This window comes from Haloarcula sp. MBLA0163 (assembly GCF_055632435.1).
Map to the genome: position 1 here is coordinate 1,388,179 of NZ_CM145745.1, position 25,960 is coordinate 1,414,138.

27 protein-coding genes are annotated in these 25,960 nt (G+C 69.5%); 15 read left to right on the forward strand and 12 right to left on the reverse strand.

Annotated features, from left to right (window positions below; translation table 11 throughout):
- The first annotated feature begins 40 nt into the window (after window positions 1-40).
- The 3 genes from ACV7GQ_RS07445 to ACV7GQ_RS07455 are packed head-to-tail and all read left to right on the forward strand — an operon-like array spanning window position 41 to window position 1,840.
- A complete protein-coding gene (locus ACV7GQ_RS07445) occupies window positions 41-1,057 on the forward strand; it encodes a DUF7490 domain-containing protein (RefSeq protein WP_470312884.1) in 1,017 nt (338 codons plus the stop codon).
- Window positions 1,054-1,380, forward strand: coding sequence for a DUF8060 family membrane protein (locus ACV7GQ_RS07450; protein ID WP_470312885.1), 327 nt, complete (start codon window positions 1,054-1,056; stop codon window positions 1,378-1,380). Before ACV7GQ_RS07445 ends, ACV7GQ_RS07450 begins: the two co-directional genes overlap by 4 nt.
- A gap of 40 nt (window positions 1,381-1,420) precedes the next feature.
- Window positions 1,421-1,840, forward strand: coding sequence for a hypothetical protein (locus tag ACV7GQ_RS07455; protein WP_470312886.1), 420 nt, complete (start codon window positions 1,421-1,423; stop codon window positions 1,838-1,840).
- 82 nt (window positions 1,841-1,922) lie between these two features.
- Here ACV7GQ_RS07455 and ACV7GQ_RS07460 read toward each other — a convergent pair whose 3' ends face one another.
- Genes ACV7GQ_RS07460 through ACV7GQ_RS07480 form a run of 5 tightly spaced genes read right to left on the reverse strand, consistent with a single transcriptional unit; the run spans window position 1,923 to window position 6,565 of the window.
- Window positions 1,923-2,273, reverse strand: coding sequence for a helix-turn-helix transcriptional regulator (locus ACV7GQ_RS07460; protein WP_220618331.1), 351 nt, complete (start codon window positions 2,271-2,273; stop codon window positions 1,923-1,925).
- Window positions 2,274-2,301: 28 nt separating this feature from the next.
- Entirely contained in the window at window positions 2,302-3,039 is a 738-nt protein-coding gene (locus ACV7GQ_RS07465) for an NRDE family protein (RefSeq protein WP_470312887.1), read from the reverse strand.
- A 49-nt stretch (window positions 3,040-3,088) separates the two neighbouring features.
- Window positions 3,089-4,570 (reverse strand): class I adenylate-forming enzyme family protein, encoded by a 1,482-nt coding sequence (locus ACV7GQ_RS07470; RefSeq protein WP_470312888.1) that lies wholly within the window; start codon window positions 4,568-4,570, stop codon window positions 3,089-3,091.
- Window positions 4,563-5,609: a mandelate racemase/muconate lactonizing enzyme family protein gene (locus ACV7GQ_RS07475; RefSeq protein WP_470312889.1), complete on the reverse strand. Its 1,047-nt coding sequence runs from the start codon at window positions 5,607-5,609 to the stop codon at window positions 4,563-4,565. Before ACV7GQ_RS07475 ends, ACV7GQ_RS07470 begins: the two co-directional genes overlap by 8 nt.
- Complete coding sequence (locus ACV7GQ_RS07480; RefSeq protein WP_470312890.1) at window positions 5,606-6,565, reverse strand: 1,4-dihydroxy-2-naphthoate polyprenyltransferase; 960 nt, start codon at window positions 6,563-6,565, stop codon at window positions 5,606-5,608. The genes ACV7GQ_RS07475 and ACV7GQ_RS07480 overlap by 4 nt, the downstream gene beginning before the upstream one ends.
- A 110-nt stretch (window positions 6,566-6,675) precedes the next feature.
- Here ACV7GQ_RS07480 and ACV7GQ_RS07485 point away from each other — a divergent pair, with 110 nt between their 5' ends.
- The 3 genes from ACV7GQ_RS07485 (at window position 6,676) to ACV7GQ_RS07495 (ending at window position 11,642) form a co-directional block, all read left to right on the forward strand.
- The gene (locus ACV7GQ_RS07485) at window positions 6,676-8,292 is read left to right on the forward strand and encodes an AMP-binding protein (RefSeq protein WP_470312891.1); all 1,617 of its coding nucleotides are present in this window, start codon (window positions 6,676-6,678) and stop codon (window positions 8,290-8,292) included.
- A 104-nt stretch (window positions 8,293-8,396) separates the two neighbouring features.
- Entirely contained in the window at window positions 8,397-9,851 is a 1,455-nt protein-coding gene (locus ACV7GQ_RS07490; protein WP_470312892.1) for an ATPase domain-containing protein, read from the forward strand.
- 3 nt (window positions 9,852-9,854) lie between these two features.
- The gene (locus tag ACV7GQ_RS07495; RefSeq protein WP_470312893.1) at window positions 9,855-11,642 is read left to right on the forward strand and encodes a PAS domain-containing sensor histidine kinase; all 1,788 of its coding nucleotides are present in this window, start codon (window positions 9,855-9,857) and stop codon (window positions 11,640-11,642) included.
- Here the strand turns inward: ACV7GQ_RS07495 and ACV7GQ_RS07500 are convergent.
- Window positions 11,636-12,538 carry a 1,4-dihydroxy-2-naphthoyl-CoA synthase gene (locus ACV7GQ_RS07500; RefSeq protein ID WP_470312894.1) on the reverse strand — a complete coding sequence of 301 codons (903 nt, stop codon included), beginning with the start codon at window positions 12,536-12,538 and terminating at the stop codon, window positions 11,636-11,638. The genes ACV7GQ_RS07495 and ACV7GQ_RS07500 overlap by 7 nt on opposite strands.
- Window positions 12,539-12,619: 81 nt before the next feature.
- Between ACV7GQ_RS07500 and ACV7GQ_RS07505 the strand changes: the two genes are divergently transcribed.
- Window positions 12,620-12,910 carry a DUF8066 domain-containing protein gene (locus ACV7GQ_RS07505; RefSeq protein ID WP_470312895.1) on the forward strand — a complete coding sequence of 97 codons (291 nt, stop codon included), beginning with the start codon at window positions 12,620-12,622 and terminating at the stop codon, window positions 12,908-12,910.
- A 60-nt stretch (window positions 12,911-12,970) separates the two neighbouring features.
- A complete protein-coding gene (locus ACV7GQ_RS07510; protein ID WP_470312896.1) occupies window positions 12,971-13,897 on the forward strand; it encodes a J domain-containing protein in 927 nt (308 codons plus the stop codon).
- Window positions 13,898-14,125: 228 nt separating this feature from the next.
- On the opposite strand, the gene menD is transcribed toward ACV7GQ_RS07510, so the two are convergent.
- Together menD and ACV7GQ_RS07520 are read right to left on the reverse strand one after the other, a co-directional pair.
- Complete coding sequence (gene menD / locus ACV7GQ_RS07515) at window positions 14,126-15,904, reverse strand: 2-succinyl-5-enolpyruvyl-6-hydroxy-3-cyclohexene-1-carboxylic-acid synthase (RefSeq protein WP_470312897.1); 1,779 nt, start codon at window positions 15,902-15,904, stop codon at window positions 14,126-14,128.
- Between the two features lie 5 nt (window positions 15,905-15,909).
- Window positions 15,910-17,247, reverse strand: coding sequence for an isochorismate synthase (locus tag ACV7GQ_RS07520; RefSeq protein ID WP_470312898.1), 1,338 nt, complete (start codon window positions 17,245-17,247; stop codon window positions 15,910-15,912).
- 214 nt (window positions 17,248-17,461) lie between these two features.
- On the opposite strand from ACV7GQ_RS07520, the gene ACV7GQ_RS07525 reads away from it, so the two are divergent.
- Both ACV7GQ_RS07525 and ACV7GQ_RS07530 read left to right on the forward strand, forming a co-directional pair.
- Complete coding sequence (locus tag ACV7GQ_RS07525; RefSeq protein WP_166970188.1) at window positions 17,462-17,677, forward strand: ribbon-helix-helix domain-containing protein; 216 nt, start codon at window positions 17,462-17,464, stop codon at window positions 17,675-17,677.
- A gap of 73 nt (window positions 17,678-17,750) precedes the next feature.
- A complete protein-coding gene (locus tag ACV7GQ_RS07530) occupies window positions 17,751-18,032 on the forward strand; it encodes a UPF0058 family protein (RefSeq protein WP_220618318.1) in 282 nt (93 codons plus the stop codon).
- Between the two features lie 34 nt (window positions 18,033-18,066).
- Here ACV7GQ_RS07530 and ACV7GQ_RS07535 read toward each other — a convergent pair whose 3' ends face one another.
- Both ACV7GQ_RS07535 and ACV7GQ_RS07540 read right to left on the reverse strand, forming a co-directional pair.
- Window positions 18,067-18,585: a winged helix-turn-helix domain-containing protein gene (locus tag ACV7GQ_RS07535; RefSeq protein ID WP_470312899.1), complete on the reverse strand. Its 519-nt coding sequence runs from the start codon at window positions 18,583-18,585 to the stop codon at window positions 18,067-18,069.
- Between the two features lie 140 nt (window positions 18,586-18,725).
- Window positions 18,726-19,520 carry an enoyl-CoA hydratase/isomerase family protein gene (locus tag ACV7GQ_RS07540; RefSeq protein WP_470312900.1) on the reverse strand — a complete coding sequence of 265 codons (795 nt, stop codon included), beginning with the start codon at window positions 19,518-19,520 and terminating at the stop codon, window positions 18,726-18,728.
- A gap of 97 nt (window positions 19,521-19,617) precedes the next feature.
- Between ACV7GQ_RS07540 and ACV7GQ_RS07545 the strand changes: the two genes are divergently transcribed.
- From ACV7GQ_RS07545 to ACV7GQ_RS07565, 5 genes are all read left to right on the forward strand, one after another.
- Window positions 19,618-21,021 carry a cryptochrome/photolyase family protein gene (locus ACV7GQ_RS07545; protein ID WP_470312901.1) on the forward strand — a complete coding sequence of 468 codons (1,404 nt, stop codon included), beginning with the start codon at window positions 19,618-19,620 and terminating at the stop codon, window positions 21,019-21,021.
- 103 nt (window positions 21,022-21,124) lie between these two features.
- Window positions 21,125-22,780, forward strand: a complete 1,656-nt coding sequence (locus ACV7GQ_RS07550; protein ID WP_470312902.1) for a histidine kinase N-terminal 7TM domain-containing protein — start codon at window positions 21,125-21,127, stop codon at window positions 22,778-22,780.
- A 191-nt stretch (window positions 22,781-22,971) separates the two neighbouring features.
- Window positions 22,972-23,583 (forward strand): superoxide dismutase, encoded by a 612-nt coding sequence (sod, locus tag ACV7GQ_RS07555; protein ID WP_470312903.1) that lies wholly within the window; start codon window positions 22,972-22,974, stop codon window positions 23,581-23,583.
- A gap of 148 nt (window positions 23,584-23,731) precedes the next feature.
- On the forward strand, window positions 23,732-24,001 hold the full coding sequence (locus ACV7GQ_RS07560; RefSeq protein ID WP_470312904.1) for a DUF5827 family protein: 270 nt from the start codon (window positions 23,732-23,734) through the stop codon (window positions 23,999-24,001).
- A complete protein-coding gene (locus tag ACV7GQ_RS07565) occupies window positions 23,998-24,816 on the forward strand; it encodes an ATPase (protein WP_470312905.1) in 819 nt (272 codons plus the stop codon). Before ACV7GQ_RS07560 ends, ACV7GQ_RS07565 begins: the two co-directional genes overlap by 4 nt.
- 7 nt (window positions 24,817-24,823) lie before the next feature.
- On the opposite strand, the gene ACV7GQ_RS07570 is transcribed toward ACV7GQ_RS07565, so the two are convergent.
- On the reverse strand, window positions 24,824-25,276 hold the full coding sequence (locus tag ACV7GQ_RS07570; RefSeq protein WP_470312906.1) for a DUF302 domain-containing protein: 453 nt from the start codon (window positions 25,274-25,276) through the stop codon (window positions 24,824-24,826).
- A gap of 46 nt (window positions 25,277-25,322) precedes the next feature.
- On the reverse strand, window positions 25,323-25,898 hold the full coding sequence (locus tag ACV7GQ_RS07575) for an MBL fold metallo-hydrolase (protein WP_470312907.1): 576 nt from the start codon (window positions 25,896-25,898) through the stop codon (window positions 25,323-25,325).
- Window positions 25,899-25,960 lie beyond the last annotated feature (62 nt).

Sequence of the window (25,960 nt, forward strand, 5' to 3'; positions counted from 1 at the left end):
ACACACAAAACACTTACCGCCCGGTGTCGCGCTCACACCCGTGCGACGCGAAGCACTCCTCGCTGGGGCCATCGCCCTCCTGACGCTGACGATGGTCGCCAGTGCGACGGCGGTCCCCGGCGTCCTCTCGGAGCCGACCGAGGACGTGCGGCCGAGTCACCTCGACCTCCGAGAGTCCTACGTCGATGCCCCCGACGTCGCCGGCGAGACGGTGACGCTCTCGCTCACGTCCAGCCTCGAACACCGAGGTGGGGCGGCGGAGAACGTCACCGTCGTGACGCGGGCCATCGACGCCGACACCGGACTGGTAGCGACGACGGAACGACAGTCGCTCGGCAACGTCAGCGGTGACCGGGACGTCTCCTTCACCCGGAACCTCACCGTCGAGCGCGACGGCGACTACCGCATCGAGACGACGGTGTACGAGGACGGCCGCCGCGTCACCGGCCAGCGGCGGATGGTCAGGAACGTCGGCGCCCTGACGCCGGCGTACGCCCGGTCGACGGTCTCGTTCCACCGGTTCGAGAACACGAACACGCCGCTGCGGGCCATCTCGTACCGGATAGTCGACGTCGAGAACGACGAGACGACGCTGAACGTGACGACCTACCTCACCAACAGCGGCGACGACCCGTCTGGCGGCCTCGCGCTTCGACTGCGCGCCCGGCAGGCGGAGTCGAACGTCGTCGCCGACACGTCGACGCTCGAGGTGGGCCAGATACGCCCCGGTCGGACGCAGACGGTCAGCACGACGCTGACCGTGCCCGACGGCTACAACTACTGGCTCGACGGCATCCTCCAGTCCGACGGCGTCATCGTCGCCACGGAGAGCGCGCCCGCGAACCTCGACCCGCAGGAGACGCTGACCGAGAACGAGACGCGCCGCGACGTCGGGTTCGACTCGGGCGACTTCGAGGAGTCGACGGCGGCACCGGACCGGATGACCGAACGAGCGGAAGCGAGGACTGCCGGCGGGAGCGGCCCCGGTTTCACCGCTATCGCCGCGCTCGTCGCCCTCCTCGTCGCGGCGCTCGGACTCACACGGAGACACGCATGACCGAGGACCCAACTACCGACCCGACTGTACCGACCGACCAGACACAGAGCGACGACGCACCCCCGTCGCCGACGCCCGAGGAGTCACCGTCTGTGGACGCCGACGAGGGGTACGCTGCCGTCGAGTACCTCCAGTTCGCGGCCATCGGCGTCCTCGTCCTCGTCGCACTGGTGGCCACATTCCGGCTCTACTTCTCGGTGTCGGCGGCCGTCGACACCTTCGTCACCCGGCGGTATCGCCCGCTGTTCATGGCCGGGTTCAACCTCGTCGTCCTGCTCGGGTGTGGCATCGGGCTCTCGGTGCTCGTGCGCCGATTGGCCTGACACGACAACCCTTTTCAGCGGCCCAGCCGAACCCGGAGGTATGGCAGACGACGAACCCGAGAACGCCGACGAAGCGGCGGAATCGAGCGAGAACGGCGAGGAAGAGAAGTCCTTCCGAGAGCGCGTCGAGGAGATTCGACAGAAGCGCGCCGAGGAACGAGAGGAGGGCGAGGAGGGCGAGATGAGCCGCGAGGAGCGCATGGAAGAGATGATGGGCGGCGGTGGCGGCCCCGGCGGCATGGGTGGCGGCGGCAACCCGTTCGCACAGATGATGGGCGGCATGATGGGCGGCGGCCCCGGGGGCCCCGGCGGCATGGGCGGCGGTCCGCCCGGACGCGGGGCCGAAGAGGAGAGCGGGAGCGACAACGAGGAACTGACCCGCGAGATCCGAAAGCTCCGCGACGAGGTCCACGACGTCCGCCGCTCGCTGGACCGCATCGCCGACGCGCTCGAAGACTGAGCGGCCGACCCCGATTCTCTCTTTCCGCCGACGACGGAGCGGCCGCTCCGTCGCTGGCTCGAACGGACCGCGAGAGGGCCGGTCAGTTCTGGTACGCGAGGTTCATGACCCACTGGGAGAAGGCGTCGTCGTGTGGGTCGACCTCCTCGTCCCCGATGAACGGTGACAACTGGTCGCCGGCCATCAACAGCGAGAACTCCAGGTCGCGGGCCGCGGGCGTGAGGTGGTACGTGTTGTGTCCCTCGTAGACCGTCTCCTCACGCTGGATGAGTCCCTTCTCGAAGAGGGACTCGACGATGCGACTGCCCTTCCGGGAGGAGACGTCCAGCTCCTTCCAGAAGTCGCTCTGGTGGATACCGCCGGACTCGCGGATGAGTTCCAACCCGGCTCGTTCGTCCTCAGAGAGGTCCGCCTCCGACGCTGCCGAACTCATTATGGTAACAACACCGACGGTCGGCCGCTTAAATCTGACCTTCGACCGGGTGGAACGCCGTGGTGCACGGTGGCCCGTCGGCGAACTCGTAGCGCTGGCCCGCGCCGAGGGCGACGAGCGACGAGGACCGGGTGCCGAAACCGTCGCCGTGGACGCAGACGCCGTAGTCGTGGTCGGCGATGGTCTCGCCCGCGCGGTCCAGCCACGCGTCGGCGCCCTCTCCGGGTTCGACCTGCATGGCCTCCCGGAGTCGGTCGGCGTTCACGGCCTGCTGTTCGCCCACGTCGGGCCGACGACTCGGAATCCGGTAGTCGCCGTCCGCGCCGACGTTGACGACCACGTGGACGCCCGGCTGGAAGTTCCGGACCGCAAGCTGGCCGTCCCACTCCAGCAGCACGGCGGCGTTCTCGTCGGCCAGCAGGAGGTTGAACCCCTCGTACTCCGCCTCGCGGGTCGCCCGCTCGACGGCGCGGGCGGCGTCTTCGGCCGTCTCGTGGCCGAGGCAGTCCCGGACCAGCAGGCCGCGGGAGCGCTCGCCCGCGAGGTCGGCGTCCACCCACCGGTTGGTGACGGCCGCGAGGAGGCCGTGTTCGTTGTAGCCCAGCCACGTGCCCTCCGCTTCGCCGTCGGCCGGCGCCACGACGCGGGCGCCCCAGTGACGCACTGCCGGCGGTTCGGACGGGCGGTCGACGCGCTCGTCACGGTTCGCGGCGACGGCGACGGGCGTCCCGTCGAACACCTGCCACGCGAGGACGATTGTACACACGGACGTTGGTAGACGACACGAGTAGAAAACGGCTTTGCCGGACCGCTGGCTACGCCTGCAACCGCTCGCGGACCGCGTCGCGGTCGACGGTGCCGGAGGCCGTCCGCGGGAGCGAGGGCGCCACCCGAACGGTCTTCGGGACCTCGTGGGGCGCGAGGCGGGTCCGGCAGTGGTCGCGCACCGTCTCGGGGGCCGCGGACCCGACCACCAGCGCCGCGACCCGCTGGCCCCACTCCTCGTCCGGGAGGCCGACCACGGCGGCGTCGTTGACGCCCGGGCACGCCCGGATAGCGTCGGCCACCGTGCCGGCGTCGACGTTCTCCCCGCCCGTCACGATGCGGTCGTCGACGCGGCCGACGACCCACAGCCGGCCGTCCTCGTCGCGGTAGCCCACGTCTCCGGTGTGGAAGCCGTGCGGACCGAACGCCTCGGCCGTCCGGTCGTCGTCGAGGTAGCCCGGCGTCACCGTCGGGCCGTCGACGACGAGTTCGCCGCGCTCGCCCGGGCCCACCGGGTCGCCGTCGGCCACGACGGTCACGTCGGTACAGACGAGCGGCTGACCGACGGTCCCCTCGTACTCGAACGCCGTCTCGGGCAGCGCCGTCGCTATCTGCGAGGCGGTCTCGGTCATGCCGTAGGTGGGACACGCCGGCACGCCGCGCTCGCGACAGCGGCGGAGCAACTCCCGACTCGCCGGGCCCCCACCGAGCAGGACGAACCGGAGCGCGTCGTCCGGGCTCCAGTCGGCCTCGAGCAAACGCTTGAGCATCGTCGGCACGAGCGAGACGCCGGTCACGTCGAACTCGGCCAGTGCGTGCGCAGTCGCCGATGGGTCGAACTCGCGCTGGACCACCACGGTCGACCCGTAGAGGGCGGTGCGGACGAACGGGGCGAGACCGCCCATGTGGTAGGTCGGCAGGCAGACGAGCCAGCGGTCCGACGGCGCCACCCCGAGTCGGAACGCGGAGGCGGTGGCGCTGGCGACGAGGTTGCCGACGGTCAGTCGCACGCCCTTCGGGTCGCTCGTGGTCCCCGACGTGAAGAGCACGAGTTGGGTCGCGTCACGGTGACCCTCGACCGGGTCGACCGCCGCAGTGGCTGTCCCCAGCGCTCGAACGGCGTCCGCCGCGGGAGCGTCGAGGGAGACTACCGGACAGTCCGCGACTCGGGTGGCCAGCTCCTCGGTCGCTCGCTCACAGACGAGGAGGTCGGCGTCGAGCGCGGCCAGTTTCGCCGACAGGCTCTCCGCGTCGAGGCCGACGTTCAACGGCGCGAGGGTCGCGCCGACCCGCATCGCGCCGAACAGCAGCGGACCGACCGCCGGTCGAGTATCCACGAGCGTCGCGACGGTGGCGTCGGGCGCGTCGGCCCACTCGGCTATCGTCGCGGCCACGTCGTCCGCTCTTTCGTCGAGGTCCCGGTACGTGGACTCGACGCCGCTGTCCGCGTCGACCATCGCGGTGCGCTCGGGCGTCGTCCGAACGCGGTGGGTCAGGAGGTCCCGCGTCGGCCAGTCGACCGGCTCACGCATCCGGCCCCACCTCCGCCGGGTCGACGCCGAGGCCCGGCGACTGGGGGACCGACATCCGACCGTCGGAGACCGTCGCCGGGTCGGGCGCGAGGTCCGTCGCCAGTCGGTCGCCGGTCGCGAGGCCGCAGGCCCGCACGTCCGGTATCGCGGCGGCGACGTGGAGGGCGGCGAGGCGGGCGACCACGCCGTCGATGGTGGTCGTGACGACGGGGTCGACGCCGCGGTCGCGGGCCCGCATCGCCAGCGTGTGGGCGTTGCCGGGACCGCCCAGCACCATCGGCTTGAGGACCAACACGTCGGCCGCGTCGGCGTCGAGTATCGCGTCGACGCGCCGGTCGACCAGCGACTCGTCGAGCGCGACCCCGACCGGCCCGCCCCGGAGAGCCGCGTGCCCGTCGACGTCGTCGGCCGGGAGCGGTTGTTCGACGTACTCGACGCCGAGGTCCGCGAACCGCTCGAGGGCGCGCTCGGCCTGGTCGCGGGACCACGCACCGTTCGCGTCGGCCCGGAGGGTCACGCCGTCGCCCACGCGGTCCCTGATGGCGCTGAACCGCTCGACGTCGTCGTCGACGGTCCGTGCGCCGACCTTCACCTTGCAGCAGTCGAAGCCGGCGTCGACGGCGCTCGCGACGGCGTCGGCCGTCTCCCGCGGCGTCCCGTCGCCGACGGTGGCGTTGACGGGGACGGACCGACAGCGTCTGTCGGCGTCGAACCACCGGTAGAGCGCCACGCCGTCCGCCCTCGCGTCGGCGTCCAGTAGCGCCGTGGCGAACCCGTGGCGGGCGGCCGGCACCTCCGCGGCGTCGAGCGCCAGCATCGCGGCGGTGTGGCCGCCCTCCGCCGCGGCCGCGCCGGCGTCCGCCAGCCCCGACCGGCAGGCGTCGAGCGACTCCGTCCAGCCGGGGAGCGGGGTCGCCTCGCCGACGCCGGTCGCTCCACGGTGGTCGTAGCGGACGACGACGCCCTCGCGCTCGGCGATGGTGCCGCTGGCGGTGTCGAGCGGGCGCCTCAGCGGGAGCGAGAACGGCGTCGTCTTCATAGTACCGCCGGGAGTGCGAGGCCGGCGGCGAACAGGAGCGAGTGGAGGAACAGCGTCTGCCCCATGCGCTCCAGCGCCGGGTTCAGCGCGGCCCCGTCGGTGTTCGTCAGCACCGTCCGGGTCGTCTTGACGGCCAGCGGCAGGGAGAGCAGCGGCGCGAGTGCCGGGAGGCCGAAGGCCGGGTCGACGGCGAAGACGATCGGGACGGCGTAGGCCATCCCCACGAGCGCCAGGAACTCGACGCGGCTCCAACCGTAGCCGAGGTAGACGGCCAGCGTCTTCTTGCCGGCGGCCATGTCCGTCTCCCTGTCGCGGACGTTGTTGACGACCAGAATCGCCGTCGAGAGGCCGGCTGCGGGCAGACTCGCGACCACCGCGGCGAGGGTGAGGCTCCCGTCGGGGAGCGCCATCGGGAACGGCCCGGCGGCGGGGGTGTTCGCGACCGCCTGCACGTAGTAGGTCCCGGTGACCGCCACCAGACCGAAGTAGACGAACACGAACAGGTCCCCGAGGCCGCGGTAGCCGTAGGGGAGCGGGCCACCAGTGTAGAGGACGCCCGCGGCGATGCCCGTGAGGCCGACGACGACTATCGGGAGGCCGCCCACGGCGACGAGATAGACGCCCACGACGACGGCGAGCGCGTAGGTCAGCAGCATCGCTCGCTTGACCGCGTCGGGTTCGATGAGGCCGCCCGCGGTCACGCGCGTGAACCCTTCTCGCTGGTCCGTGTCGGCACCTTTGATAGCGTCGTAGTAGTCGTTCGCGAAGTTCGTCCCCACCTGGATGAGGAGGGCCCCGACGAGTGCGGCGAGCGCCGGGAGCAGTGCGAAGACGTCGGCGTGGACCGCGAGCCCGGTCCCGACGACGACCGGGGCGGCCCCGGCGGGGAGCGTCTGTGGCCGGGCGGCCATCAGCCACGCCTTCCGCTTCGAGACGTCCGCCGTCGCTGTACTCATTACCGCTCCGTTGGGCTGGGACGCCCAAAGCGACTGTGGTTCCGCGGGCAGCGGCCGCGGTTGTCGGTTCCCTCACCTATATGTCACGATTGTTCGTACAGTTCCATACGATGCAGAAACCACTGCTGGTGACCGACTTCATCGACCGGGCGCGGAAGTACTACGGCGACCACGAGGCGGTCGTGGCGACGACCGGCGAGCGGTACACGTACGACGAACTGGGCGAGCGCGCCGACGGGTTCGCGGCCGCACTGGCCGAGCGCGGCGTCGAGAAGGGCGACAGAGTGGCCGTGCTAGACCCGAACACGCACTACCACCTCGAAGCGGCCTACGGCATCATGCAGCTCGGCGGCATCCACACCCCGCTGAACTACCGGCTGGTGCCCGACGACTTCGAGTACATCCTCAGCGACGCCGGCGTCGACGCCATCTACGCCGACTACGAGTACGCCGAGAAGATTGAGACCGTGCGTGACTCGGTGCCGACAGAGACGTTCGTCACCAACGACACGGACGCTGTCGACGGCGACTGGGAGTCCTTCGACGCCCTCGTCGACGAACCGGGCGGCTTCGACCGGCCCGAGATGGACGAAGACGACGTCATCACCATCAACTACACCTCCGGGACGACGGGCGACCCGAAGGGAGTCTGCCGGACCCATCGGACCGAGACCCTCCACGCGTATCTGGTCGCCCACCACCAGGACATCGCCGACGACGACACGTACCTGTGGACCCTGCCGATGTTCCACGTCAACGGCTGGGGGCACATCTTCTCGGTCACCGGGATGGGCGCCACGCACGTCTGTACCCGCGGGGTGGACGCCGCCGGCATCTTCGAGACGGTGGTCGAGGAGGACGTCTCGTACCTCTGTGGCGCCCCGACGGTGCTGAACCTGCTCATCGACCACTACGAGAGCAACGACGGCCAGATACAGACCACGGGCGACAGCGACGTCCGGATAGCGACGGCCGGCAGCGCCCCGCCCGAGGCGGTCATCCGGGCCGTCGAGGACGACTTCGGCTGGTACCTGAAACACGTCTACGGCGCGACGGAGACGGGGCCGCTCATCACCACCTCCGACGCGCGGCGGTTCTTCGACGACGACAGCGACGCCCGCTTCGCGGTCAAGAAGCGCCAGGGCATCGGCTACCTCGGCACCGAGATACGCGTCGTCGACGAGAACGGCGAGGACGTGCCCCACGACGACGAGACGCTGGGCGAGGTGGTCGTCAAGGGCAACCAGGTGATGGACCGCTACTGGAACAGTCCGGCGGAGACCGAGGCGGCGTTCTCCGACCGGGTCGAGGGGTACTACCACATGGGCGACCTGGCCACCGTCGACGAGAACGGGATGATAGCCATCCGGGACCGGAAGAAGGACATCATCATCTCCGGCGGGGAGAACATCTCCAGCATCGAGCTTGAGGACACCCTCTACGAGCACGACGCCGTCTCCGACGTGGCGGTCATCCCCGCGCCCAGCGACGAGTGGGGCGAGACGCCGAAGGCGTTCGTCGTCCCCGCCTCCGGCGACCCCGACAATCCCGGCACCGACGGCGCCGAGCTGCGGGCGTTCACCCGCGAGCGCCTGGCCAGCTTCAAGGCCGTCACCCACGTCGAGTTCGTCGAGGAACTGCCGACGACGGCGACCGGCAAGGTCCAGAAGTACGAGCTCAGACAGCAGGAGTGGGACGACGAGGACCGGATGGTCGGCGAGGGGTAGTCGGCGAGCCGTCCGGGGGTCGGCAGCGGTCCCAGCGAGCGGTACGTGTCGAATCTTCCCCAATTGATAGCCACATTTTTGTCGCCACCCATCGATATTTCTGTATGACCGCAGGTGACGCTCCACGCGTCTCGTCCGGTATCGAGGGGCTGGACGATATACTCGACGGGGGGTTCATCCCCGACCGGACCTACACGATACGCGGCGACTCCGGTGCGGGCAAGACCATCCTCGGCTACCACTTCCTGACGGCGGGGGCCGACGCCGGGGAGTCGACCCTGTACCTGGCCTTCGAGGAGACCGCCGAGGACATCGCGGCCAACGCCGCCTCGCTGGGCTTCGACCTCTCGGACGTCGTCGTCGTGGACATGAGCCCATCGCCGACGCAGTTCCTGGAGGACGAGGGGTACACCATCTTCGGCCCCGACGAGGTCGAGAGCCACTCGATGGTCAGCCGGGTCGCCGACGCCGTCGAGGAACACGACCCCGAGCGGGTGTTCATCGACCCGCTGACGCTCCTGCGACACCTCTCGCCCGACGAGTACCAGTTCAAACGCATGGCCGCGTCGATGATGAGCTACCTGAAGAACCGCAGGGCGACGACGTTGTTCACGACCCAGCCCGGGGCCGACGACTCCGACCAGGACCTCCAGTACCTCAGCGACGGCTCGATAACGCTCCGGCGCTCGGAGTACGGCCGGGAGCTCGAGGTCGACAAGTTCCGCGGGTCCGGGTTCCTGGGCGGGAGCCACAGCCTCCGCATCGACCCCGAGACCGGCCTCACGGTCTTTCCCAGTCTCGTCCCCGGCGACTACAGGAGCGAGACGGAGTTCGAGGTGCTCTCCTCCGGCATCGACTCGCTGGACCTCCTGCTGGGCGGCGGCATCGAGCGCGGGAGCATCACCCTCATCAGCGGGCCCAGCGGCGTCGGCAAGTCCACGACCGGGTCGGCGTTCCTGCAGGCCGCCGCGGACCGGGGCGAGACGGTCACCGCCTACCTGCTCGAGGAGACAGAGCGGAGCTACCGCCACCGTTCCGAGGCCGTCGGCATCGGTATCGACGACGTGGCGGGCGATGGCACGTTCGAGCTGACCGAGGTGGAGCCACTGACCATCTCCGCCGACGAGTTCGCCAACACCGTCCGGGAGGACGTCGAGGAGCGTGACACCCAGTTCGTGATGATAGACGGCACCGCGGGCTACCGGATGGCGCTCCGGGACGACCCGGAGGCGCTCCAGACGGAACTGAACGCGCTGTGTCGCTACCTCCGCAACCGCGGGGTGACGGTGCTGTTGAGCGACGAGGTGCGGTCGGTGACCGGTACGTTCCAGGCGTCGGACTCCCGGCTCTCCTACCTCGCGGACAACGTCGTGTTCATCCGCTACATCGAGGTCGACGGGGAGATACGGAAGGCCATCGGCGTCCTCAAGAAGCGGTTCGGCGACTTCGAGGCCACGCTCAGGTCGTTCAGCATCGGCCCGGAGGGGCTGGTCGTCGGCGAGACACTCGACGGCCTCCATGGTATCCTGACCGGGACGCCGACGAAGCGGTCCGAGTAGCCGATGTCCGACCACGGCCACTCGCTCGTCGCCGGGGGCCAGGCCGATGCCCAGCGCGTGCTGTTGATGACCGAGAACGAACGCAACCGACAGCTACTGCGGGAGCAGCTAGCAGCCCACGAGGTGGTGGTTCCGGACTCGCTCTCGTCGCTGCCGGCGTTCGATCTGTGTCTGGTCGACACAGCGACGCTCAAGCGGGTGGCCGACCAGCTATCGGCACGCCGGGCCGACGTGGCCCCGCGCTTCCTCCCCGTGTTGCTGGTCGTCGAGCCGTCGGCCCCCGAGCGGGGCGTCCGAGAGCTACCGGACTGCGTCGACGAGGTGCTGGAGATCCCCACCACCAAGCGCGTGTTCGACCGGCGCGTGGCGTCGCTGCTGCACATCCGCCGGCAGTCCGAGGAGCTGTCGCTGTTCCGCCGCGCGATGGACGACGCCGTCACCGGCATCACCATCGCTGACGCCGGCGGCGACCAGGAGATGCTGTACGTGAACGAGGCGTTCGTCGAGATAACCGGCTACGACCGTTCTGAGGTCCTCGGACGGAACTGCCGGTTCCTGCAGGGGCCCGAGACCGACTCCGAGCCGGTACGGAAGATGCGCCGAGCCATCGACGAGGGCGACCCGGTCGCCGTGGAACTGCTGAACTACCGGAAGGACGGGACAGCATTCTGGAACCGCGTCGAGCTGGCCCCGATATACGGCGAGGACGGGCCGGCGTACTTCGTCGGCACCCAGCAGGACATCACCGACCGCGTGCAGCGCGAACGGGACCTCAGGCGGTACGAGCAGATCGTCCAGACGGCCGCGGACCCGATATACACGCTCGACTCGGACATGGCGTTCACGCTGGTCAACGAGGCGACGGCGTCGCTGGTGGGCGAGCCCGAGACGACGCTGACCGGCCGACACGTCGCCTCGGTGCTCGGCGACTCACACGCCGCCGCGCTCGCCGAGGCCGTCCTGGAGATGGCCGAGTCCGGCGCGCGTCAGCGCACCATCGAGACACGAATTCCCGACGCCGAAGGCCGGGACCGGACCTTCCAGACCGCCGTGGCGATGAAGCCTGCCGAGGAGTTCGTCGGCGTCGTCTGTGTCAGCCGGGACGTGACCGCCCACCGGGAACGGGAGCACCGGCTCTCCGTGCTCGACCGGGTGCTCAGGCACAACATCCGCAACAAGCTCCACGTGGTGCTGGCCCAGGCGGAGTTCGTCGCCGACGCCAGCGACCGGACGCTCGCCGAGCGGGCCACGGCCATCGAGACGGCGGCCGAGGAACTGCTGGACCTGGCCGACACTGCGCGGCAGTTCCACGAGACGCTCGACCCGGACTCGACCGACGCCGTCGAGGCGCTGGACGTCGCCGTCCACGCCGGCCACGTCGTCGAGGAGGCGTCGATAGAGCACGGCGACGCGACCGTCGTCCTGCACGCTCCGGACACCGCCCCGGCGCTGGCCCTCGACGCCTTCGAGCTCGGGCTCACAGAGGTCGTCGAGAACGCCATCGAGTACGGACCGCCGGACGTGACCGTCGAACTGGACGTCAGCGTCGAGGCAGACGCCGTCGTCGTCACCGTCACGGACGACGGTCCCGGGATGCCCGAGGCGGAGCGGGAGGCCCTCTCGGCCGGGATGGAGTCAGACCTGCAGCACACCAGCGGGCTGGGGCTGTGGTTCGTCCGCTGGATGGTGACAAACAGCGGCGGCGAGTTCGACATCAGGGACAACGAGCCGACCGGGACCGTCGTCGAACTCCGGTTCAAACGGGCCGACTCGTCCGAGACGGCTCAGTAGTGCCACGGGACGTCGTCGAAGTCAGGTCTCCGTCCCTCGTTGAACGCGTCCCGGCCCTCCTGTGCCTCGTCGGTCATGTAGGCGAGTCGCGTCGCCTCGCCGGCGAACACCTGCTGGCCGACCATGCCGTCCGAGTCGAGGTTGAAGGCGTACTTCAGCATCCGCATCGCCGTGGGTGACTTCTCGTTCATGCGCCGGGCCCAGTCGAGGGCCTCGTCGGCCAGGTCCTCGTGGGGGACCACGTCGTTGACCATGCCCATGTCCGCGGCCTCCTCGGCGTCGTAGGTCTTCCCGAGGAAGAACACCTCGCGGGCCTTCTTCTGGCCGACCTGTCTGGCGAGGTACGCCGAGCCGAAGCCGCCGTCGAAGCTCCCCACGTCGGGGTCGGTCTGGAGGAACTTCGCGTGCTCCTCGCTCGCGAGGGTGAGGTCACAGACGACGTGCAGGGAGTGGCCGCCACCGACGGCCCACCCCGGGACGACGGCGACGACGGGCTTGGGGATGTGGCGTATCTGGCGCTGGACCTCGAGGATGTGCAGGCGGCCGACGTTCTCCGGTGCGTCGTCGTTCCCGATATCCGCGTCGGCCTCGTACTCGTACCCGCTCTCGCCTCTGATGCGCTGGTCGCCGCCCGAACAGAACGCCCACCCGCCGTCCTTCGGCGATGGGCCGTTGCCGGTGAGGAGCACACAGCCGACGTCGGTCAGCCGCTTCGCGTGGTCCAGTGCCGCGGAGAGTTCGTCGACCGTCTCGGGGCGGAAGGCGTTGCGGACCTCTGGGCGGTCGAACGCGATACGCACGGCGCCCGTCTCGGTAGAGCGGTGGTAGGTGATGTCCGTGAAGTCGAACCGCTCGACGGGTTCCCAGCGGTCCGGGTCGAATAGCTCTGAGACCATACCGGGCATGACGGTGGGCGGCGCAAAAAGATTCGCAGTGCCGGCGAAACGTTTTCACCACGGCCGTCCGTGGCCGGACGTATGCCCTCCACCACGAACGACCGAACCCTGAGAGCCGGTCTGGCCGTCTTCTCGGTCCTGGTGCTCGCCTACAGTCTCGTCATCGTGCAACAGATACTGCTCGGCCTGCTCGTCGTCGCGGTCCTCTGGACCGTCTACCTGTTCTACCACTTCGTGGGGGTGCTCGGCCGTATCGCCGCCGCGCTGGAGCGGTTGGCGACCCAGCGTGCCGACGCCGGGCCGAGCGCCACAGCGACGGACCAGTCCCACGACGAGGTGGCCGACGAGCGCGAACTCGAACGTGAGTTCTGAGAACTGGGGACGAGGATTTATACGTAGCTGTGGCCGACCTACGTTCCGTCCATCGCCCGCATGACTGAGACGTTCTACGACGTCCTCGGCGTCGCGGCGGACGCGACGACCGACGAGATAGAGGCCGCCTACCGGGAGCGGTTGAAGGAGACGCACCCGGACGTGAGCGACGACGACGACGCTCGCGAGGTGACACAGGCCATCGTCGAGGCCCGCGACGTCCTCGTCGACGAGGCCGCCCGCGACCGCTACGACCGCATCGGCCACGAGGCCTTCGTGCGTCAGGAGTCGTCTGTGACCGGGAGCGACGTGGCCGCGGCGGCGCGTCGGGCCGGCCACGGCGGTTCGACGACCGGTCGCACGCAGGCCACCGAGCAAGAGACCGACTCGGACGACGGTGACAGGCGGCAACAGGCGCGCGAACGGGCCGAGCGGGAGCGGCGCGCCAGCGAGCGAGTGCGTGCGGACCGGGAAGGCCGGACTGGAGGGACACACCCCGACGAGACGGGGGCCGACGACGGGACGACACGGGCCGACAGCGACGGGTCCGCCGGGTGGACCGCGGGGACGGGCGGCTACGCCGACACCGACGGGTCCGAGACTTGGACCGGCGCCGACACGTACGCGGTCAGAGACTCGGTCCAGACGGGGTCGCGATACGAGCGACTCGTCCCGACCGGGCGCGAACGGACGCTGCTGGCCCTCACGTTCGCGCTCTACCCGGTCCTGCTGTTCAGCGCGTTGGTTCCGGCGTTCCCGCTGTTCGTCAACCTCGTCCTCGGCCTCTGTCTCGTCCTCGTCGTCGGCTACCTCCAGTCGGTGCCCAACGTCGCGATGCTCGTCTTCGGGGCCTGGAGCCTCGTCACGCCGCTGGTGCTGGTCGCCCTGGACGTCGGCTTCCTCTCGCTACTGGGCATCGTGGCCCTGAGTGGGACGTGGCTCCCGTTCGGGTTCTCGATACTCACGTACTCGGTACTGCGGTTGTAGAAGTAGACCTTCGTACGGGCAGCGGGTCTCGAGAGTATGGACCACCGCCGCCGCGCGTTTCTCGTATCTGTCGCCACCACGGTCGGGCTGTCGGGGTGTACCCGACGCCGCCGGCTCGGCCGACGAGAACCGAGGCCGAGCCAGTCGACGAGACGTTCGACCGGCCCCTCCGGGGGCGTGCCTCGACTGTGGGCACGTCGGTCCCGGTGGACGTCCTCGAAACGTCGCTCACCGACTGGCGATAGTCTCCCGAACGCGGGCGGTCAGGTCGTCTCTGACGCCGTGACTGGTCGCCGCGTCGAAGGCCACTTCGATGACCTGCGTGCCCTCGGTCCGGACGGAGTCGGCGAACGCCTCGCCGAACGCGTCCCTGCCCTCTACGCGGCGGAAGGACAGTCCGTAGAGGTCGCCCGTGGGCCCGAAGTCCAGTCCGTGTGGGGTCTTGAACTGCTCCTCGAAGGTGGCGTGGTCCTCGATGGGGAGCGCGTGGAAGATGCCCCCGCCGTCGTTGTTCAGGAGGACGATGGTCGCGTCGACGCCACACCGGGAGAGGGCCAGCAGCCCGTTCATGTCGTGGTAGTACGCGAGGTCGCCGGTGACGAGGACGAGGGGGTCGTCCGTGGCACTGCCCGCGCCCAGCGCCGTCGATGTGATGCCGTCGATGCCGCTCGCGCCGCGGTTGCCGAGGACGGTCAGGTCGGCCGTCCGGGGTGCGCCGAACCGGTCGAGGTCGCGCACGGGCATGCTGTTCGAGACGAACACCGTCGCCGGGTCCGGCGCGTGCGCAGTCACGTCTGCCAGTACGCCGCCCTCCCAGTAGCGGCTCTCGAGGGCGTCCGAGACGGCCTCCCAGTGGACTTGCTCGGCGGTCGCGAAGCGTTCGCGCCACGCCCGCATCCCCGGTTCTGTCACCCGGTCGGCCACCGCCCGGGCGACGGCGTCCTCGTCGGCCACGAGGTAGTCCGACGCGGTGAACTCCGCCTCGGTCCACCCGCCCGAGGGGTCGACGACGACCTGCCGGCAGTCGGCGTCCCGGAGGTAGTGCCGGAGCGGCTTCGAGGTCGGCGACGCGCCGACCCGGACGACGACGTCCGGGTCGGCCCACGACGCCGTCGCCTCGCTCCCGAGGTAGGCGTCGTAACCGCCACACACCGGCGGGTCGACGCGGTCGACGTGGGGGCCGTACCGGAGATTCGAGAGCGGGTCGGCGAGCACCGGGAACCCGGTCGCGTTCGCGAGCGCGGTCAGTGCCTCGGCACCGAGCCCGTCGTCCGCCGGGCCGGCGACGAGCAGGCCCCGGTCGGCCCGCTCGACGGTCCGAGCGATTCGAGCTACTTCGTCGGCCGGGGGCTCGGGTGCGCCCCGTCTCGTCCTGACGAACGGGCCGTCGCGGCCCTCCGCAGCGAGGCGGTCTCCGCCGGCCCAGTCGGCCGGCACGCCGTCCGGGTCCTCCTCGGGCACCGGCGTCGGCTCGAGCGGTTTCCGGAACCGGCAGTTGAGATGGACCGGGCCGGGGTCGCTCCCTGTCGCGGTCGAGAGTGCACGTGCCGCCGTCGTCCGGAGCATCCGGACCGCCCGCGGTCTGGCCGCCGGTTCGGGCATGTCCCGGTACCAGCGGACGGCGTCGCCGTACAGCTTCTCCTGGTCGACGGTCTGGTTCGCGCCGCTGTCGATGAGCTCCGGCGGCCGGTCGGCAGTCAACAGGAGCATCGGCACCCCCGACTGGGCGGCCTCTATGACCGCGGGGTGGAAGTTCGCGGCGGCCGTCCCGGAGGTACAGACCAGCGGCGTCGGGGCCCCGGTCCGCTTCGCGCGGCCGAGCGCGAAGAACGCCGCGGACCGCTCGTCGAGGTGTGAGTACACCGTGACGTCAGGGTGTTCCGCGAACGCCACCGTCAGCGGCGTCGACCGACTCCCCGGGGAGACACAGACCGAATCGACGCCGCCGGCGACCAGTTCCTCCACGAGCGTCTCGGCCCACAGCGTGTTGACGTTGGGGTAGCTCACGTCGGTCACTCCAGTTCGTCGAGCATCGGCCGGTACTTCAGTTGGACCTCGTCCCACTCCCTGTCGGGGTCGCTGTCGGCGACGATGCCCGCGCCGGCGAACAGCGTGGCGAGTCTGCCCTGTGCGACCGCCGAGCGGATGCCGACGGCGAAGGTGCCGTTGCCGGCGGCGTCGACCCACCCTATCGGTGCGGCGTACCATCCGCGGTCGAACGTCTCCGTCTCTCGGATGGTCCGGAGCGCCGCGTCCGGGGGGAGCCCCCCGACGGCGGGCGTCGGGTGCAGGGCCTCGACCAGCGAGAGGACGTGTTCGTCCCGCCGGAGTTCGGCGGTTATCGAGGTCCGGAGGTGCTGGACCGTCGCGAGCCGTCTGACCGTGCGGTCGCCGATGCGGACCGAACTCGCGAACGGTTCCAACTGCTCCCGGATGGCCTCGGCGACGAGTTCGTGTTCGTGCGTGTCCTTCTCGCTGTCGAGCAGTTCGGCGGCCAGCCACTCGTCCTCGGCCGGCGTGTCGCCGCGTCCGGTCGACCCCGCGAGGGCCTCGGTCCGGACGGTCCGCCCCCGGAGTGAGACGAGTCGCTCCGGCGTCGCACCGAAGAACGTGCCGCCGTCCTCGGGCGAGAGCAGGAAGCGGTAGCAGTCCGGATAGGTCGCGGCCAGACGGTCGAGGACGTCGGGGACCGAGAGCTCCTCGCGCAGCTGCACGCGGAGCGCCTGCGCGAGGACCACCTTCTGGAGGTTCCCGTCCTCCACGCTCTCGAGGGCGGCGCCCACCTGGTCGCGCCACGTCGCCTGCGAGGGGGTCCGCTCACGCGATTCGATGCCCGGTGGGGCGTTCGGGGCGGCGTCGGGCGCGTCGGCCAGCCGGTCGGCCCACTCGTCGAGCCGTCGCTCGGCGTCGGCCGTCGCCGTCGGTCCGGCGCCCGTCGTCGTCAGCCACGTGCCGCCGTCCGTCCGTGTGACCTGCACCTCCGGGAGGAAGAACGCGGCGCCGGGGAACCCGTCCCACGGCGAGTCCTCGCTCTCGGCGTCGCCGTCGTGGAAGGCGAAGCCGCCGAACAGACGCGGGCGAGCCGCACTCGGGAGCTCCGTCGGGACGGCACAGCGGTCGAACAACGCTCTGGCAGCCGTCTGCACGTCGGCGAACCGAGACGACCCGGACGCCGTCACGGTGGCGGCGGCACCGCACGCAGCCACCGACTCGGCGTCCGTCGCCCACGCGAACCGCGGCCGCGTCTCGGTGTCGAGGACCGTTCTGGGGGCGCCGTGCTCGACGCGACAGCCGCGTGTGACGACCGATGTCTCACCCACCGTCGACTCGTCGCCACGCAGTGGTTCCATCACCTCGGTCTTAGGATTCCGACCCTTTGAGCCTGACTATACCCACGACGACTCGGTCGGCGGCGAACGCGTCCGGGGCGGCCGTTCCCCATTTCGAAAATTAATATCTCATTTCGGGAAGTAGATACTGCGTAATGTCTACAAACGGTTTGTGAAATACGCAACTACCCCCGTCAGGTTTAAATATGGCTTACTCAAAGGGGCCAACGTTGCGATGCCAAAGGTAGAGATCAACATCCCGGAACACCTCGAAATGCAGATCGCCCAGCTCGTGGAGCAGGGCGAGTTCCTCAACCGCGAAGAAGCCATCGAAGACCTCCTCTCGACCGGGCTGAAGGCGTACAAGACCTCCGGCCCGCAGGACGAGGACGAAGAGCCAGGCTTCGAGGACGACGGTATGATGGGACACGACGACGAGTACGTCTTCTGAATATCGAGCAGTGACGGTCTGGTACCCCTTCTCAAGCAATTCTTATACGAGTCCCGTCACATAGCACACGACAATGCACAAAGACGAGCTGCTAGAGCTACACGAACAGATGGTGACTATCATGGAGTTCTTCCGCGACGAGATGGACAGCGTCGACCCGACCCTGTTCGACCCCTATCAGGAACTGGACGTGCGCCCCTCCGACGTCCACAAGTCCAAGAGCGAACACAAGCACGCCGTCTTCGTCCTCGGGAACGCGCTGGCGACGGCCATGAGCGAGGACGAGTTCTCCGACGCCGGCCGGGTCGGCAAGCGCATGAAGGAACTCGCCGAGGACGCCGAGCGGAAACTCTGACCGCCGGGATTGCCGAGCACGCGCTGTCTGTTCTCTATCTGTCGTCTGCGTGCAGTTCCGTGAATATCTCCGGGTCCGTCTGGAACTTCAACACGTTGTGGACGACGGAGTTGCGGACGTTCTGGACGAGCTCGCCGTGCTCCTTGTAGAACTCGTGTATCCACCGTGACTCGGCGGTGCGCGTCTGGAACATCATCACGGACTTCCACTGGTACTCCCCGTCCGAGAGGAAGTAGAACAGCGTGTGCTCGTCGTCGCGTATCGAGACCATCGCCTCGTACCACTCGTCGGCGAAGTGTTCGGGGTTGAACTTGAACTCGAACAGGGCGAAGTTGAACAGCGACTCGTTGGGGACGATGGCCTCGCGGAACACCTCCTCCTCTCGCATCTTCCGGATGGACTCGCTGACGGTGACGTGCGAGACGTCGATGTCGTACTCGCTCTCGAGAATCCCGGCCAGTTCCCGCGAGGACCGCTGTGGCTCGGCGGCGAGCTCGCGGAGGATGTGGACGTCCCGCTCCTTGAACTCCCAGTCCGGCGTCTCGTCTACCATAGGGACACTCCACTGTCTACGGATTTGACAGTTTCGCATCCCGCGGTCGTTGCGGCGGCGCGGCCACCTCTCCCGTCGTCGGCGGATTCGGCGTCGGTGACCCGGTCAGGGACCGGTCTGGTCCGGCCGTCCGCCGGCGGTCAGCGGCCCTCGAACTCCGGCGCGCGCTGTTCCATGAACGCCGTCGCGCCCTCCTCGTGGTCGGCCGTCGTGAACGCCAGCCCCTGCGCGGTGGCCTCGTCGTCCAGCGCCTGTTCGAACGACGACTCGGTGCCCCGGTCCAGCAACCGCTTGGCCTGCGTCAGCGCGACGGTCGGCCCCTCGGCAATCGTTTCGACGACGTTCTCGACGCCCTCGTCGAACTGGTCGGCCTCGAACAGTCGCGTGAAGATGCCGAGTTCCCGGGCGGTGTCGGCGTCGAGCAGCTCCCCGGTGAAGACGAGCTCCTTGGCCTTGTTCGGGCCGACGAGGCGCGGCAGGAAGTACGACACGCCGGAGTCGACGGCGAGGCCGACCCGGCGGAACCCGAAGCCGATCTTCGCCTCGGGGCTCGCCAACTGCAGGTCACAGGCCAGCGCGAGGCCCGCCCCGGCGCCGAACGTCGCGCCGTCTATCTTCGCCACGACCGGGATGCGGCAGTCGTGGACCGCCTCGATGGCCCCGTGGATGGCCGAGACGACGAGTTCGACGCGCTCGGCGGGCGGCTGGTCGCTCGCGACGCCCTCGACCATCGCGCCGACGTCGCCGCCGGCACAGAACGCCGGGCCGGCCCCCTCGAGGACGACACAGCGGGCGTCGCTGTCCGCGATGGTGTCGAAGCGCTCCATCAGTCGCTCGGACGTCTCCTCGGCGAGGGCGTTCCGCACGTCCGGTCGGTTCAGTGTCACCGTCGCCACGTCGTCTGCGATGGTCAGGAGAACGGCATCGTCTGACATACCCGCGACCACCGGGCCCGCCGAGATAACTCTGCCGCCGGTCTGAGCCAAACCCTGTTGGGTACGGCTTTTTGCCCGCGGCGGGCCACCACAGCGTATGCGCCTTCACTGGCACCGTCGAGACCTGCGGGCGGCCGACAACGCTGGCCTCGCCCGGGCGAGCAGCGACGACCCCGTGGTCCCGGTGTTCGTCTTCGATACGGACGTGCTCACACACGCCGGCCCACCGCGAGTGGCGTTCATGCTGGACGCCCTCGAGAGCCTCCGGTCGTGGTACCGCGACCACGGTTCCGACCTCGTCGTGGCCCACGGCGACCCGCGGTCGGTCCTGCCCGAACTGGCGGCCGAGTACGGCGCCGAGGCGGTGACGTGGGGGAAGGACTACTCCGGCCTCGCCCGGGAGCGAGACGCCGCCGTACGCCGGGCCCTCGACGACGCCGACGTGGCCCGCGAGGCCGTCCAGAACGCCGTCCTCCACGAGCCCGGCGAGATAACGACCAACGACGGCGACCCCTACAGCGTGTTCACCTACTTCGGCCGGAAGTGGCACGACCGGGAGAAGGCCGACCCGTACGACGCCCCCACCGCGGACGCGCTGGCCGACGTCGACGGCGACGACCTGCCGACGCTCTCGGACCTCGGGTTCGACGCGCCGGAGGCCGACGTGCCGCCCGCCGGCACCGACCACGCCCGCGAGCTGCTGGACGGGTTCCTCGCGGAGAACGTCTACCGCTACGAGGAGCGGCGTGACTACCCCGCCGACGACTGCACCTCGCGGCTCTCGGCCCACCTGAAGTTCGGCACCGTCGGCATCCGGGAGGTGTACGCGGCCACCGCCGAGGCCCGCGACGCCGTCGAACCGGGGAGCGCCGAGGCGGAGTCTGTCGAGGAGTTCCTCTCGCAGCTCGCGTGGCGGGAGTTCTACACGCAGGTGCTGTTCGCGAACCCCGACGTCGTCACGGAGAACTACAAGAGCTACGAGCACGACATCGAGTGGGACTACGACGAGGACCACCTGCAGGCGTGGAAGGACGGCGAGACGGGCTACCCCATCGTCGACGCCGGGATGCGCCAGCTCCGCGAGGAGGCGTTCATGCACAACCGTGTCCGGATGATAGTGGCCTCCTTCCTCACGAAGGACCTGCTCATCGACTGGCGCCACGGCTACGACTGGTTCCGAGAGAAACTGGTCGACCACGACACCGCCAACGACAACGGCGGGTGGCAGTGGGCCGCCTCCACGGGGACCGACGCCCAGCCGTACTTTCGGGTGTTCAACCCGATGACGCAGGGCGAACGGTACGACCCCGACGCCGAGTACATCAAGCGCTACGTCCCGGAACTCGAAGACGCGGCGCCCGAGATAATCCACGAGTGGCACGAGGCGTCGCTGACCCAGCGCCGGAACGCCGCCCCCGACTACCCCGACCCCATCGTGGACCACAGCGAGCGGCGGGAGGCGGCGATAGAGATGTTCGAGGTCGCGAGGGGCGACGGCTGAACGCGGGGGGAGCGCCACGCCGGGCGGACCGAGCAGACCGACGGGCCGAGAGGGTTGATAAAGCGTGCGTTTTTTACGCCTGCCTTTGAGTTAGGATTACGAGATGGTGGGCGATGTCTTTCTGGCCGCGCTCGGGCTGTCCGCACTCTCCTGTGGGGTCGTCGCGGGGCTGGCGGTCCGTCACAGCACGGTCCCGGGGGCTCGGCCCCTGGTCGTCCTCTCGCTCGCCGAACTCTGGTGGATAGCGTTCTACGCGGGGGAACTGCTGGCCGAATCGCCGGAACGGACGTTCCTCCTGGCCAGACTCGAGTGGGTCGGCGTGGTCGTCCTCCCGCTCGCGTGGCTCGCCTTCGCCTTCGAGTACACCGGCCGGGCGGCGTATCTCTCTCGGAGACGGTGGGCAGTGCTCGCCGTGGTCCCGGCCGTGACGCTCGTGGCGGCGCTGTTCGCCTACGAGGACACTATCCGGACCCCCGTGGAGACGACGGCCTACGGCGGCGTGACGGCACTCACCGGTGATTTCGGTCCCGCCATGTGGCTGTTCGCGCTGTTCACGTGGCTCCTCGTCTCTGCCGGGGCGATACTCCTCGTGGAGTTCATCGTCGAACAGCGGTCGCTGTATCGGGGGCGGGCGGCGGCGCTGGTCGGTGCCGCGGTGGCTCCCATCGCCGCGAGCTACGCCTTCGCGACGGACCTCGTCCCGACGGCCGTCTTCGACCCGACGCCGATCGTCTTCGCGCTCTCGAGCCTCCTCGCTATGGTCGCCATGGTCGAGTACGACATGTTCTCCCGGATGCCGGTGTCCTCGCACCTCGCGTCCGGCACGGCCGTCGACGCCATCGACGACCCGGTGTTCGTGCTCGACACCGGCAGGGTGGTCGTGGACTGCAACCCGGCGGCGTGCGCCCTCCTCGGGGCCGAGCGTGAGTCGCTGCTCGGCCGTCACGCCGACGACGTGGCGGCGCTCGCGGACCTCGCGGACGACGCGTCGGCGACGACCGTCTCCGTCGAGGACGACGGCGAGACGGCTCACTACGACGTCCAGACCGCACCGATAGACGGCGACGACGGCCACGTCTTCGGCCAGGTGGTCACGCTCCGTGACGTGACCGGGCGGCGGGAGCGAAAGCAGCGTCTCGACGCCCTCAACGAGGTCCTCCGGGCGACGCTACAGGAGGAGATGGACACCGTCCAGCGGGTGGTCGACGACGGGGACACGATATCCGACGTGGAGGTCCTCCGCGACCGCGTGTCGGTCGCGCTGGACGTGAGCGACCGCGCCGGGGAACTGGCGACGATGGTCTCGCCGGAGTCGGAGCCGCCCGCCGACATCGTCCCGATAATCCACGAGGAGATGGCCGCCGCCCGCGAGTGGCGGCCCGGGGTGACGTTCGTCCTCGAGGCCAGCCTCGGAGAGTGGGCCTACTGCAGCGGCCTGTTCGAACCGGTGTTCCGCGTGTCGCTGCGTCACGCCGCAGAACGGTCGCTGGCCGCCGACGCCGACCCCGTGGTCGGCATCTCGGTCACCGCCGCGGCCGAGACGGTCACCGTCACGGTCAGCGACACGGGCGCCCCGCTGACGGAGCACGAACAGGCGGTGCTGCTCCACGGCGCCGAACCGCGCCCCGCGGACAGCGACGACATGGGCCGCTGGCTCATCAACTGGGGCGTCGAGCGGGCCGGTGGAACGGTGTCGGCCGGGACCGACGGCCGGCACACCGTGCTCGAACTGACCTTCCCCCGGACCTCGCCCGAGTGACGTAATCGGCGTCGCCCGGTCGGTCGCTCGGCGCCCCTGACATCTCGCGGCGAAATAATTGCACCGTTGTCAGTATCGCTCCTCGCTCGGCATATCAGGCCGCCACTGGCGACTCCCTGCGGTGTGGTACCATACGGCTCCTAAACGTTTAACAGTCGGCCGCACCACCGTTCATGTGGAGGCGATTTCATATGTCCGAACACTCCGAACCCGAGCTGCCACCGCTTCCGTACGACTACGACGCCCTGGAGCCACACATCTCCGAGCAGGTGCTCACGTGGCACCACGACACCCACCATCAGGGGTACGTAAACGGGCTGGAGTCGGCGGAGGCGACGCTGGCCGAGAACCGCGAGTCGGGGGACTTCTCCTCGTCCGCCGGTGCGATGGGTAACGTCACCCACAACGGCTGTGGCCACTATCTCCACACGCTGTTCTGGGAGAACATGGACCCCAACGGCGGCGGCGAACCCGAGGGCGACCTGCTGGCCCGCATCGAGGAGGACTTCGGCTCCTACGAGGGCTGGAAGGGCGAGTTCGAGGCCGCTGCCTCCGCAGCCGGTGGCTGGGCGCTGCTGGTCTACGACCCCGTTGCGAAGCAGCTCCGCAACGTCCCGGTCGACAAGCACGACCAGGGCGCGCTCTGGGGCGCACACCCCATCCTGGCCCTCGACGTCTGGGAGCACTCGTACTACTACGACTACGGTCCGGCCCGCGGCGACTTCATCGACGCCTTCTTCGAGGTCGTCGACTGGGACGAGGTCGCATCGCAGTACCAGACCGCGGTCGGTCACTTCGAGTAACGCTCCTCACCCGCACTTTTTATCGCGCCCACGCCGACCAGCCGACGGCTCGTCGAACCGGAGGCGACTGTCCCGCCCGCCGCCGTGACCGACGCTTCCGTTCGGCCGGTTCGAGGGATTTACCCACCCCCTCGGCGTAGCGGCGGTCATGCCTGCCGAAAGGGCCGAATTCGACGACGTCCGCGCCTTCGAGTTGCACGAACCCGCAGACATCCTCGACCCGGACCTGCTGTACACGATTCCCGAACTCGCGCGCCTCCTGCAGGGGCTCCCGGTCGACGCCGAGCTGAGCGACTTCAACGAGTCCGTCTTCATCGACTGGGCCATCCCGTGGATGATATACAATCAGGACGACCTGGTGTTCGCCGAACCGGAGGCCGAGGACGTGGTCGGGCTGTACGGCCTCGACGACAGATGAAGCTCCTCGTGGCCGGTGCCGACCGGGTCGACGCGGGCAAGACGACGTTCTCCGTCGGGTTGCTGGCCCACACCGGCGCCCGCGGGTTCAAGCCCCGGGCCGGCAACAACTACTGGTTCGACCACGACGACTACCGCCACGCGACCGAACAGGGGCGACTGTTCGGGAAGGACGCGAAGCGACTGGCCGACGCCTCGCCGGGCGACGTGCGACCAGAGGCCATCAACCCGATTCACCGGCTCTGGCACCCCTCGCCGGGCGCGGGCACCGGGATTCTCGGGAGCGACCGCCGCCAGTTCGTCGTCGACCGCGTCGGCGGCCGCGACGGTCCGGGGGAGTTCGTCGCCAACGGTACGGTCGACCTCCCACAGTCGGTCACCGACTCACTCCCCGTCGCCGACGCGCCGCGGGTCACCTCGCTTCCGGACTTCAACGACCTGATGAGCGTGATGCACGCCGAGGCCCTCACCGACGTGGCCGCCGACATCGCCGACGCCGACCGCGCGGTCGTCGAGTCCTACGGCGACGTGGCCCGGCCGCTCGACGGGTTCGAACCGGACGCCGTCGCCGTCGTCGAGCCCGGTCGGGCCCGCTTCTACGACGGCCGGCGCTACGCGAAGGCCTGCGAGATAGCGACCGGGAGCCCCGGCGACGGACAGCTGGAGGAACGGGTCGGCAACGTGGTCGACCTCATCGACCGGACGGGCGCGGTCAGGCTCCCCGCGCTCGACGGCGAGACGCGGGCCGACCCCGAGGCCGTCGCGGACGCGTACGACCACGCCTACGACGCACTGCTGGCGACGGCGTTCGACTGACGCCGCCTCACTCGACGCTGTCGAGGTTGCCGAACGCCTCGTCGACGAGTTCGCCGGTGTCGGCGACGATGTCGGCCATCACCTCGTCGTCTGGGGCCATCCCCAGCAGGCGCGCCGCGCGCATGATGCTGATGTGGTACACCGTCTGGACGCCCGGTTCCTCCTGCCAGACGACGACGTTGCAGGGGAACAGCGCCCCGATGCGGTTCTCCGAGGCGTCGAGCGCACGGTCGGCCATGTTCGGGCTGCAGGCCCCGAGCACGTAGTACGGGTCCCGGTCGGCGTCGACCTTCTCGTTGAGCAGCTCCGAGGGGGAGAACTCGGTCGGGACGCCGAACCCCGCCTCGGTGAACACCTCGCGGACGTGCTCGATCGCGTCCTCGTGGGACATCTCGAGCGTCGCTCGCTTCTCGCCGATGTCCGCCGCGTCGAGTGCCGATGGGTCTATCGGGAGCGTCATGTCTGGACCGACGCGCCGTCCCGGCAAAGAGCTTTGGCCGGCGGCCTCACCGGCGGGCGGACTGCCACGCGAGTTCGACGTCCCGGTAGGGGTCGTCGGTGACGCTGGGCCCGTGCCCGGTGTGCAGCTCGCCCAGGTCGTCGTCGACGACGTCGAGAACGCGGTCGATGCTCTCGACGAGCAGGTCGCGGTCCCCCTCTTCGAGGTCGGTCCGGCCGAAGCTCCCGTTGGCGAAGACGAGGTCGCCAGCGAAGAGGACGCTCGCGGCCCGCGAGTAGAAGCAGAGGTGGTCGTTCTTGTGCCCTGGCGTGTGGAGCGCCCGGTAGTCGTGGTCGCCCAGCGTCACCGTCTCGCCGTCGGCGATGGCCCGCGTCACCCTCTCCTGGTCCGTGTCGAACCCCCAGACGTCGACGTCGAAGGCGTCGACGACGTCCGCGAGGTTGCCGACGTGGTCGTAGTGCGTGTGCGTGAGGACGACGGCGTCGAGACCGTCGGCGGCGTCGCGGACCGCCGAGACGACGTCGAACTCGTTGCCGACGTCGACGAGGACCGTCCGGTCCCCGGTGACGAGGAAGGTGTTGCTCGTGAACGACTGGACCCCACGGGCCAGATTCCGTATCATGGCCGCCCGTTGTCGGTGGTGGGCTATGTCGGTGTCGCTCGCGAGTGCGCCGGCCACACTCC

What these genes read in the sequence shown, in the direction of transcription:
- ACV7GQ_RS07450 (WP_470312885.1), top strand. Translation starts at nt 1,054, where the DNA reads ATGACCGAGGACCCAACTACCGACCCGACTGTACCGACCGACCAGACA.
- ACV7GQ_RS07455 (WP_470312886.1), top strand. Translation starts at nt 1,421, where the DNA reads ATGGCAGACGACGAACCCGAGAACGCCGACGAAGCGGCGGAATCGAGC.
- ACV7GQ_RS07460 (WP_220618331.1), bottom strand. Translation starts at nt 2,273, where the DNA reads ATGAGTTCGGCAGCGTCGGAGGCGGACCTCTCTGAGGACGAACGAGCC.
- ACV7GQ_RS07470 (WP_470312888.1), bottom strand. Translation starts at nt 4,570, where the DNA reads ATGCGTGAGCCGGTCGACTGGCCGACGCGGGACCTCCTGACCCACCGC.
- ACV7GQ_RS07475 (WP_470312889.1), bottom strand. Translation starts at nt 5,609, where the DNA reads ATGAAGACGACGCCGTTCTCGCTCCCGCTGAGGCGCCCGCTCGACACC.
- ACV7GQ_RS07480 (WP_470312890.1), bottom strand. Translation starts at nt 6,565, where the DNA reads ATGAGTACAGCGACGGCGGACGTCTCGAAGCGGAAGGCGTGGCTGATG.
- ACV7GQ_RS07485 (WP_470312891.1), top strand. Translation starts at nt 6,676, where the DNA reads ATGCAGAAACCACTGCTGGTGACCGACTTCATCGACCGGGCGCGGAAG.
- ACV7GQ_RS07490 (WP_470312892.1), top strand. Translation starts at nt 8,397, where the DNA reads ATGACCGCAGGTGACGCTCCACGCGTCTCGTCCGGTATCGAGGGGCTG.
- ACV7GQ_RS07495 (WP_470312893.1), top strand. Translation starts at nt 9,855, where the DNA reads ATGTCCGACCACGGCCACTCGCTCGTCGCCGGGGGCCAGGCCGATGCC.
- ACV7GQ_RS07500 (WP_470312894.1), bottom strand. Translation starts at nt 12,538, where the DNA reads ATGGTCTCAGAGCTATTCGACCCGGACCGCTGGGAACCCGTCGAGCGG.
- ACV7GQ_RS07505 (WP_470312895.1), top strand. Translation starts at nt 12,620, where the DNA reads ATGCCCTCCACCACGAACGACCGAACCCTGAGAGCCGGTCTGGCCGTC.
- ACV7GQ_RS07510 (WP_470312896.1), top strand. Translation starts at nt 12,971, where the DNA reads ATGACTGAGACGTTCTACGACGTCCTCGGCGTCGCGGCGGACGCGACG.
- ACV7GQ_RS07520 (WP_470312898.1), bottom strand. Translation starts at nt 17,247, where the DNA reads ATGGAACCACTGCGTGGCGACGAGTCGACGGTGGGTGAGACATCGGTC.
- ACV7GQ_RS07525 (WP_166970188.1), top strand. Translation starts at nt 17,462, where the DNA reads ATGCCAAAGGTAGAGATCAACATCCCGGAACACCTCGAAATGCAGATC.
- ACV7GQ_RS07530 (WP_220618318.1), top strand. Translation starts at nt 17,751, where the DNA reads ATGCACAAAGACGAGCTGCTAGAGCTACACGAACAGATGGTGACTATC.
- ACV7GQ_RS07535 (WP_470312899.1), bottom strand. Translation starts at nt 18,585, where the DNA reads ATGGTAGACGAGACGCCGGACTGGGAGTTCAAGGAGCGGGACGTCCAC.
- ACV7GQ_RS07540 (WP_470312900.1), bottom strand. Translation starts at nt 19,520, where the DNA reads ATGTCAGACGATGCCGTTCTCCTGACCATCGCAGACGACGTGGCGACG.
- ACV7GQ_RS07545 (WP_470312901.1), top strand. Translation starts at nt 19,618, where the DNA reads ATGCGCCTTCACTGGCACCGTCGAGACCTGCGGGCGGCCGACAACGCT.
- ACV7GQ_RS07550 (WP_470312902.1), top strand. Translation starts at nt 21,125, where the DNA reads ATGGTGGGCGATGTCTTTCTGGCCGCGCTCGGGCTGTCCGCACTCTCC.
- sod (WP_470312903.1), top strand. Translation starts at nt 22,972, where the DNA reads ATGTCCGAACACTCCGAACCCGAGCTGCCACCGCTTCCGTACGACTAC.
- ACV7GQ_RS07560 (WP_470312904.1), top strand. Translation starts at nt 23,732, where the DNA reads ATGCCTGCCGAAAGGGCCGAATTCGACGACGTCCGCGCCTTCGAGTTG.
- ACV7GQ_RS07565 (WP_470312905.1), top strand. Translation starts at nt 23,998, where the DNA reads ATGAAGCTCCTCGTGGCCGGTGCCGACCGGGTCGACGCGGGCAAGACG.
- ACV7GQ_RS07570 (WP_470312906.1), bottom strand. Translation starts at nt 25,276, where the DNA reads ATGACGCTCCCGATAGACCCATCGGCACTCGACGCGGCGGACATCGGC.
- ACV7GQ_RS07575 (WP_470312907.1), bottom strand. Translation starts at nt 25,898, where the DNA reads ATGATACGGAATCTGGCCCGTGGGGTCCAGTCGTTCACGAGCAACACC.